The 2,969-nt window shown below is 70.9% G+C and carries 4 protein-coding genes; 2 read left to right on the top strand and 2 right to left on the bottom strand.

The genetic code is table 11. The annotated features are described in order from the left end of the window. Nucleotides 1-817 (top strand): dihydrodipicolinate synthase family protein (locus tag AC27VN_RS37640; RefSeq protein ID WP_490879954.1); only part of this gene is annotated, 817 nt, incomplete at its 5' end. Next, a complete protein-coding gene (locus AC27VN_RS37635) occupies nucleotides 814-1,614 on the top strand; it encodes an ABC transporter ATP-binding protein (RefSeq protein WP_490879953.1) in 801 nt (266 codons plus the stop codon). The genes AC27VN_RS37640 and AC27VN_RS37635, both read left to right, overlap by 4 nt. Before the next feature lie 11 nt (nucleotides 1,615-1,625). Here AC27VN_RS37635 and AC27VN_RS37630 read toward each other — a convergent pair whose 3' ends face one another. Next, a complete protein-coding gene (locus AC27VN_RS37630; protein ID WP_395348299.1) occupies nucleotides 1,626-2,642 on the bottom strand; it encodes an XdhC family protein in 1,017 nt (338 codons plus the stop codon). 39 nt (nucleotides 2,643-2,681) lie between these two features. Then, nucleotides 2,682-2,969: SRPBCC family protein (locus AC27VN_RS37625; RefSeq protein ID WP_490879952.1), on the bottom strand; the 288-nt coding region annotated here is incomplete at its 5' end.

Here is a 2,969-nt window from a genome sequence, read left to right as displayed (position 1 = left end):
GGCCTGGAGCGACCGGCCGATGGCGATGATCGCCGGCCTCTGCGGCCCGACCGCGCAGGCGAGCGCCGAGGCCCGCACCGCCGTCTCGCTCGGCTACCACGCGGGCCTGCTGAGCCTGGCCGCGCTGGCCGGCGCCTCGGAAGACGCGCTGATCGCCCACTGCGAGGCGGTCGCGCAAGAGATCCCGCTGATCGGCTTCTACCTGCAGACCGTGGTCGGCGGCCCGGTGCTGTCGAGCGGCTTCTGGCGCCGCTTCGCCTCGATCCCGAACGTGCTCGCGATCAAGGTCGCGCCCTTCAACCGCTACCGCACCATCGACGTGGTGCGCGGCGTGGTCGAGGCGCGCGCCGAGGAGCGCGTGTTCCTCTACACCGGCAACGACGACCACATCGTGCTCGACCTCGCCCTGCCCTTCGCGGCCATGCGCGACGGCGCGCCGGTTCAGGTGCGCTTTCGCGGCGGGCTGCTGGGTCACTGGTCGGTCTGGACCGCGGGCGCGGTGCAGCTGCTCGCGCGCATCCAGGCCGAGCTGGCGGCCGACCAGGGCAACCTGAGCCCCGAGCTGCTCGCGCTCGATGCTCGCGTGACCGACTGCAACGCCGCCTTCTTCGACGTGGCGAACAATTTCCACGGCTGCATCGCGGGCTGCCACGAGGTGCTGCGGCGCCAGGGCCTGCTCGAGGGCATCTGGTGCCTCGACCCGGCCGAGGGGCTGGGCGCGGGCCAGTCGGCGGAGATCGACCGCGTGTACGCCGCGCACGGCGACCTCGCCGACGATGTCTTCGTGCGCGACAACCTCGCACGGTGGCTCGCATGACCGAGGCCGCCGTTCGCGCGGAGACCCGCACTGAGGCAGAGCTGCCGCTGATCCGCATGCGCGGCCTGCGCAAGGTCTACCGCCGCCGCGACCAGGAATTTCTCGCCGTCTCCGACGTCACGATGGACATCCATGCGGGCGACATGGTGTCGCTGGTCGGCCCCTCGGGCTGCGGCAAGTCGACGCTGCTGAAGATCCTCGCCGGGCTGCACGGCCACGACGGCGGCACGCTGGAGATCGGCGGCGGCCAGGCCTTCGAGCCGGGCCGCGACGTGGGCATGGTGTTCCAGCAGCCGCTGCTGCTGAAGTGGCGCACCATCCTCGAGAACGTGCTGCTGCCGGCCGACATCCTCGGCCTCGACCGCAAGGCCGCGACGCAACGCGCGCACGAACTGCTCGAGATGGTCGGCCTCGCGGGCTTCGCCGACAAGCGGCCCTACGAACTCTCGGGCGGCATGCAGCAGCGCGCCGCGATCGCGCGCGCGCTGATCCACGAACCGAAGCTGGTGCTGATGGACGAGCCCTTTGGCGCGCTCGATGCGCTCACGCGCGAGAAGATGAACCTCGAGATGCTGCGGATCTGGGAGCGCAGCCGCACCACCTTCGTTGTGGTCACGCACAGCATCCAGGAGGCGGTGTTCCTCGGCTCGCACTGCGCGGTGCTCACCGCGGGGCCGGCGCGCATGGCCGACTTCTTTCCGATCGAGCTGCCCGCGCCGCGCACGCTGCACATCAAGACCAGCGCCGAGTTCGGCCTCTACGTGCGGCGCATCTACGACCTGCTCGGCGTCGAATAGACCCCTGCGGCTCAGGCCGGCAGCAGCCGTTCCTTGGCGCGCGCCACTTCCATCTCGCGCGGCAGCGGCACGGCGTTCTTCACCGCGAGGATCTCCGCCATCACGCTGACCGCGATCTCGGGCGGCGTCTTGCTGCCGATGTAGATGCCGATCGGCCCGCGCAGCCGCGCCAGCGATTCGGTGGTCTGGTCGAAGTGCTCGATCATGCGGTCGCGCCGCGCATCGGCATTGCGGCGCGAACCGATGGCGCCGACATAGAAGGCGTCGCTCTGCAGCGCCTCGAGCAGCGCGAGGTCGTCGAGCTTGGGGTCGTGCGTGAGCGCCACCACGCAGCTGCGGCGGTCGGGCCGGAAGGCCAGCACCGCGTCGTCGGGCATCTCGGTGGTGATCTGCACGCCCGGCAGCGACCAGGCGGTGCGGTACTCGGCGCGCGGATCGCACAAGGTGACCGCGAAGCCGCTGAACTTGGCCATGGTCGCGAGGTACTCGGCGAGCTGGCCGGCGCCGATCAGCAGCATGCGGTACTCGGGGCCGAAGGTGTTGGCGAGCTCGGTGTCGTTGACCGTGAGTTCGTCGGGCGCCTTCGCTTCCTCGAGCCGCACCACGCCCGTGGCCAGCTCGACGGTGCGCCGCATCAGCCGGCCCTGCTCGAGCTGCGACACCAGCGTGTCGAGCGCCCCCGCGTCAGGCGCGTACTCGAGCAGCAGCTCGAGCGTGCCGCCGCAGGGCAGGCCGAAGCGGTGCGCCTCGTCGGCCGTGATGCCGTACTTCACCAGCGCGGGCGGCGCGCCCAGCGGCACCTCCTCGGCCTGGCCGTGGGCATGGCTATAGCGCGCGATCAGGTCGTCCTCGATGCACCCGCCCGAGACCGACCCGACCACCGCGCCGTCTTCGGCCAGCGCCATGATCGAGCCCACGGGCCGCGGCGACGAGCCCCAGGTGCGCACCACCGTGGTCAGCAGCGCGCGCTTGCCGGCACGCCGCCAGTCGCGCAGCGTGCGCAGCACCATCACGTCGAGGTTTTCCATCGCGTCTTCTTTCGTGGGAGCCGGAGCCTGACGGCCGTCTCAGCCGCCGCTGGAGGAATCGCCGCCCGTGCCGGGCTCGGCGTCCTTGTCCGATTTCTTTCCAAGGCCGATCTTCTTCATGAAGCCGGCCACCGCGCCGGTCTTCTCGGCCTGCGCTTCCGCATTCTCGGGCGCGGCCGCAGGCGGCGGGCCGTAGCGGCTTTGCATTTCGGCTTCGAAGCGCTTGAAGAAATCGTCGGCCGTGGACTTGGCCGCGCCGTCGATCAGGCGCTGGCCGAGCTGGGCGATCTTGCCGCCGACCTGGGCCTGCACGGTGTAGTCGAGCTC

The sequence above is a fragment of the Variovorax sp. 20P10.2.4 genome, from assembly GCF_058244205.1.
This window is presented reverse-complemented; position numbering and strand designations above follow the sequence as displayed.

What these genes read in the sequence shown, in the direction of transcription:
- AC27VN_RS37635 (WP_490879953.1), top strand. Translation starts at nt 814, where the DNA reads ATGACCGAGGCCGCCGTTCGCGCGGAGACCCGCACTGAGGCAGAGCTG.
- AC27VN_RS37630 (WP_395348299.1), bottom strand. Translation starts at nt 2,642, where the DNA reads ATGGAAAACCTCGACGTGATGGTGCTGCGCACGCTGCGCGACTGGCGG.